The organism is Aeromonas sp. 159 (genome assembly GCF_963862045.1).
In the GTDB taxonomy this organism is placed as follows: domain Bacteria; phylum Pseudomonadota; class Gammaproteobacteria; order Enterobacterales; family Aeromonadaceae; genus Aeromonas; species Aeromonas veronii.
This window is the reverse complement of the sequence record NZ_CAWLMI010000082.1, coordinates 113,401-119,400: the sequence shown is the minus strand read 5'-3', so window position 1 is coordinate 119,400 and position 6,000 is coordinate 113,401. Positions and strand designations below refer to the sequence as shown.

Below are 6,000 nucleotides of genomic sequence, written 5' to 3'. Positions count from 1 at the left end.
TGAAAAGCGGCATTGCGACTGGCGTACCAGCCGGCGTTGAAATCGGCAAAGCGGTAGAGGGTATCCGGGTAGTCGACGGGATAACCGAAGATATGTTTGGTGCCAAACCAGATGCCGCCGCGACGGGTAAAGACTTCGTGGCGGATGGAATCCTTGATTGGATAGGGGTAGCCACGGGCGTTGGCCTCGGCAAAGGCGATGCTCACCTGCATCGGGCCACCAGTATGCACCGGGTTGAGGTTGCCAAACAGCGTCTTGCCCATCGGCAGCATGCTGATCATATCTTCGAAGATTTCACTCATCTCCCGCTCGGTACGCAACTTGTCGATCCGCTCGGCGTAGCTCTTGCCTGTGGGCGAGTTGATGGAGAGCGCGGCCCGCACCATAAATTCGGGGATCAGCAGCTTGGCTGCCCGTGAGTTGATCTCTTTCCAGGCGATCTTGCCAAGGCCCGGCACCACGGGGTCGGCCTGATAAGTGGCTTCCTGCTCCGCCACCGCCAGCACGCTACAGACATTGTGATCATTGACCGTCACCCCCTGGGTGGTGAGCGCCGTCACCACGTCGTTGGCCCACCCCTGTTTGTCCGGCACCTGACGGGGCAAGAAGCGCACGATGCGGCTCTTCATATCCGCCGGTTTGCGCGGCTGCATGGCAGGCGGCGTTTTGGGGTTGCTCACGCTCGCCTCTTTGGCAGGCGCGGAGGCGGGATCACTGGCACAACCGGCCAGCAACAAGGCAGAGCAGAAGGCAAGAAGACGACAGGAAGGCAAAGCGGTCATAAGCATGTCCATTTTTTGTAGGCCCGACAGGCAGCGCCGCTGGCACTGTACTGACAAGCAAAGTGGGGCCATTGTAGAGGATTGCCTGCCGCAGTTGAAACCCGCGCTCGCAGTATCCCCTCCCCTTGCCAGCTTTTGCCACCCCACGCGCCATCCGTTGTCTGCGATGCGGAACTCATGACCTTCCTCAATGGCTCACCCGGCCAGAACCGTACGGTGAGCGACAGATAAAAAGAAACCCCCGCCATCGCTGGCGGGGGTTGGTCGTCTGGCAAGTCGGGCTGATGCCCGCTGCAAACTCTTAGCGGTTTTTCACCTTCTGGTGCAGCTCCTGCACCGAGTTGACATTGGCGGTGGCATCCACGCTGATGGCCATGCAGGTGGCAAACGCCTCGTTCATGGTGGTGGTATACGCCACCTTGTTCTGCAAGGCGGCGCGACGCAGCTGCTTGGAGTCCTGGATCGCCACCCGCCCTTCGGCGGTGTTGACGATGTAGGTGTACTCGCCATTCTTGATGCGGTCGAGAATGTGCGGGCGACCTTCGTGCACCTTGTTGACCAGGCGCGGGTTGATGCTCGCCTCACCCAGCGCGACGGCGGTGCCGTGAGTGGCATCCAGCTCGTAGCCCAGCTCCAGCAGCTTGGCAGCCAAGTCAACCACCTGCGCCTTGTCGCTGTGACGCACTGACAAGAGGGCACGACCCTCTTTCGGTACGGCGTGGTTGGCACCCAGCTGCGCCTTGGCATAGGCCTCGGCAAAGCTGCTGCCCACCCCCATAACCTCACCGGTAGAGCGCATCTCTGGCCCCAGCAGCGGGTCAACTCCCGGGAACTTGGCGAACGGCAGTACCACCTCTTTCACCGAGTAGTAGGGCGGGATGATCTCTTTGGTAAAGCCCTGTTCTTGCAGCGACTGACCGGCCATCACGCGGGCGGCAATCTTGGCCAGCGGGGCACCGGTCGCCTTGGAGACAAACGGCACGGTACGGGCGGCACGCGGGTTGACCTCGATGAGGTAGATGTCATCGCCCTTGACCGCGAACTGCACGTTCATCAGGCCAATAACGCCGAGCTCCAGTGCCAGCTTGCGCACCTGCTCGCGGATCTCGTCCTGAATCTTCCTGGACAAGGTATAGGGAGGCAGGGAGCAACCGGAGTCACCGGAGTGGATACCGGCCTGCTCGATGTGCTCCATGATGCCGCCGATGACCACATCGGTACCGTCGCAGATAGCATCCACGTCCAGTTCGGTCGCATCGTCCAGGAAGCGGTCCAGCAGTACCGGCGATTCGTTGGAGACGCTCACCGCCTCGGCGAAGTAGCGACGCAGATCCTGCTCGTCATAGACGATTTCCATGGCGCGGCCACCCAGCACGTAGGAGGGGCGAACCACCAGCGGGTAGGTAATGCGCTCGGCCAGCAGCACGGCCTGTTCCAGCGCGGTGACGGTGCCGTTTTCCGGCTGCTTGAGGCCAAGGCGCTCGACGGCAGACTGGAAGCGCTCGCGGTCTTCGGCGCGGTCGATGGCATCCGGGCTGGTACCGATGATCGGCACGCCGTTGGCTTCCAGTGCACGGGCTAGTTTCAGCGGGGTTTGGCCACCGTACTGGACAATCACGCCCTTGGGTTTTTCGATGCGCACGATTTCCAGCACATCTTCCAGGGTCACCGGTTCGAAGTAGAGACGATCCGAGGTGTCGTAATCGGTAGAGACGGTCTCCGGGTTGCAGTTGACCATGATGGTCTCGTAACCGTCTTCACGCAGGGCCAGCGCCGCGTGCACGCAGCAGTAGTCGAACTCGATACCCTGACCGATACGGTTCGGGCCGCCGCCGATGATCATGATCTTGTCGCGGTTGCTCGGGGCCGCTTCGCACTCCTCGTCATAGCTGGAGTACATGTAGGCGGTGTTGGTGGCGAACTCGGCGGCGCAGGTATCGACCCGCTTGTAGACCGGGAAGATGTTGTGGCGGGCGCGCAGTTTGCGCACTTCCCCTTCGGCCACACCGAGGATCTTGGCCAGACGGGCATCGGCAAAGCCTTTGCGCTTGAGGGTGCGCAGGAAGTCGGCATCCAGACCGGCCATGCCGCGCTCTTTCACCTCTTCTTCCAGTTTCACCAGGTCTTCAATCTGCACCAGGAACCAGGGGTCAATCTTGGTCAGCTTGAAGATGCCATCCATGGAGAGACCGGCGCGGAACGCATCGGCGATATAGAAGATACGGTCGCTACCGGCGTCCTGCAGCTCGTGACGGATGCGGGTCAGGGAGTCCGGCGCATTGAGGTCAACCATGGGGTCGAAGCCGGTTTTGCCGGTTTCGAGGCTGCGCAGCGCCTTGTGCAGGGACTCCTGGAAGTTGCGGCCGATGGCCATCACTTCGCCGACCGACTTCATCTGGGTCGTCAGACGGTCGTTGGCACCGGCGAATTTTTCGAAATTGAAGCGCGGCACCTTGGTCACCACGTAGTCGATGGCCGGCTCGAAGGAGGCCGGAGTGCGACCGCCTGTGATGTCGTTCATCAGCTCGTCGAGGGTGTAACCGATGGCGAGCTTGGCTGCGATCTTGGCGATGGGGAAACCGGTCGCCTTGGAGGCCAGCGCAGAGGAGCGCGACACCCGCGGGTTCATCTCGATGATGACCATGCGGCCATCTTTCGGGTTGATACCGAACTGGACGTTGGAGCCGCCGGTTTCGACACCGATCTCGCGCAGCACCGCCATGGAGGCGTTGCGCATCAGCTGGTACTCCTTGTCGGTCAGCGTCTGGGCTGGCGCGACCGTGATGGAGTCACCGGTGTGGATACCCATGGGGTCGAAGTTTTCGATGGCGCAGACGATGATGCAGTTGTCGTTGCGATCCCGCACCACTTCCATCTCGTACTCTTTCCAGCCAATCAGCGACTCGTCGATGAGCAGTTCTTTGGTCGGGGAAAGATCCAGACCGCGCTCGCAGATCTCGACGAACTCTTCGGTGTTGTAGGCGATGCCGCCACCCGAGCCACCCATGGTAAAGGAGGGACGGATGATGCAGGGGAAGCCGACCATCTGCTGCACGCCCCACGCCTCTTCCATATTGTGGGCGATACCGGCACGCGGGCACTCCAGGCCAATGCTGCGCATCGCCTTGTCAAAACGGGAGCGGTCTTCGGCCTTGTCGATGGCGTCGGCGGTAGCACCGATCATCTCGACACCGAACTCGGCCAGCACGCCGTGCTTCTCCAGCGCCAGTGCGCAGTTGAGCGCAGTCTGGCCACCCATGGTGGGCAGGATGGCGTCCGGGCGCTCTTTCTTGATGATTTCGCGCACCACTTCCCAGGTGATGGGCTCGATGTAGGTGGCGTCAGCCATCTCCGGGTCGGTCATGATGGTGGCCGGGTTGGAGTTGACCAGAATAACGCGGTAGCCCTCCTCGCGCAGGGCTTTGCACGCCTGGGCGCCGGAGTAGTCAAATTCGCAGGCTTGGCCGATGACGATGGGGCCGGCGCCGAGGATCAGGATGCTCTGAAGGTCATTACGTTTTGGCATGAAACTCTTTCCTCTATTTCTTAGGCGCGATACTGCTTAATCAATTCAATAAAGTGGTCAAAAAGACCGGCACAGTCGTGCGGGCCCGGGCTCGCTTCGGGGTGCCCCTGGAAGCTGAAGGCCGGACGGTCGGTGCGATGGATACCTTGCAGGGAACCATCGAACAGGGAGACGTGGGTGGCGCGCAGGCAATCCGGCAGGCTGTTCTCGTCTACCGCAAAGCCGTGGTTCTGAGCGGTGATCATGACGGTGTTGTCATCGAGGCTCTTCACCGGATGGTTGGCGCCGTGGTGGCCAAACTTCATCTTGACGGTCTTGGCACCGGAGGCCAGACCCAGCAGCTGGTGACCCAGACAGATGCCGAACACCGGCGTGTTGGTATTAAGGAAAGCCTTGATGGCCTCGATGGCGTAGTTGCACGGCTCGGGGTCGCCGGGGCCATTGGAGAGGAAGATGCCATCCGGGTTCATCGCCAGTACCTCGGCGGCCGGGGTCTTGGCAGGCACCACGGTCAGGCGGCAGCCACGGTCAACCAGCATCCGCAGGATGTTGCGCTTGACGCCAAAGTCATAGGCCACTACGTGGTATTTCAGCTGGTCGGCATCCGGGGTGACATGCCCCTTGCCAAGCTGCCAGCTCCCGGTCGTCCAGTTGTACGCCTCACCAACCGTCACCTCTTTGGCCAGATCCATCCCCTTCAGACCGGGGAAGGCGCGGGCCTGCTCGAGAGCATAGGCTTCATCGACCTGTTTCCCGGCCAGAATGCAGCCAGCCTGAGCGCCTTTCTCGCGCAGGATGCGGGTCAGTTTACGGGTGTCGATGTCGGCGATGCCAACGATGTTGTGAGACTTGAGGTATTCGGAGAGGGATTGCTGATTGCGGAAATTGGAGGCAAGTATCGGAAGGTCCCGGATGATCAATCCCTGAGCATGGATCTGACTGGACTCTTCATCTTCGCTGTTGGTGCCGGTGTTGCCTATATGGGGGTAAGTGAGGGTGACGATCTGACGGGAATAAGAGGGATCGGTGAGGATTTCCTGATAGCCCGTCATCGACGTATTGAAAACCACTTCACCAACGGAACATCCCTCGGCGCCTATCGACACGCCTTTGAACACAGTTCCATCTTCCAGCACTAGCAATGCAGTGTGATTCAAGACAACCTCCAGTTATTTAGCTTTAAATTCAGCAATTTACCTGGGTGTTGCGGGCTCGGTTCCGGTCTTGGACAGGACTCGAACCCGGCAGATTTCTGGCAAATTGGGCGCATTCTACTTAAAAAAAGTGGCATTTCAACGTCTTTTCTCAGATGAAATGCATCTAAATTCAATAAAAAAGCAACATTACCCATTATCTATGCACTAAATCGCTTTGCAACCCCCTCCCATGAAAGAAAAGGAAAAACCACCACCAAAAGATGATACCAAGCCAGCAATAGCGACAAAAATAAACAAAAAAACCAATTAAAACAATGATTTTTATTTTTACAAACAAAAAACTAATGACAAATTTAACGCTTTTATGATGACAAGAGTGAACATGAAAAATGGAAAACGTTTTTCCATGTTTGAATTTTTAGTCTTTTCCACTCCATGTAAAAAAATGGATTCATCCGCCATAAAGATGCTCAAATCTGTTACCTGGTGATGACATTCAGGAAGGGAAAATCTGGCGGATAAAGAAATAGTGTGA

Annotated in this window: 3 protein-coding genes; all 3 read right to left on the bottom strand. The window is 58.6% G+C overall.

The window, feature by feature from the left end:
- A partial coding sequence (locus AACR14_RS14380) for a DUF1615 family protein (RefSeq protein WP_019446663.1) occupies positions 1 to 782 on the bottom strand: 782 nt, incomplete at its 3' end.
- 301 nt (positions 783 to 1,083) lie between these two features.
- Positions 1,084 to 4,308, bottom strand: a complete 3,225-nt coding sequence (gene carB / locus AACR14_RS14375; RefSeq protein ID WP_019446662.1) for a carbamoyl-phosphate synthase large subunit — start codon at positions 4,306 to 4,308, stop codon at positions 1,084 to 1,086.
- A gap of 20 nt (positions 4,309 to 4,328) precedes the next feature.
- On the bottom strand, positions 4,329 to 5,465 hold the full coding sequence (gene carA, locus AACR14_RS14370; protein WP_026035104.1) for a glutamine-hydrolyzing carbamoyl-phosphate synthase small subunit: 1,137 nt from the start codon (positions 5,463 to 5,465) through the stop codon (positions 4,329 to 4,331).
- Positions 5,466 to 6,000: the final 535 nt, after the last annotated feature.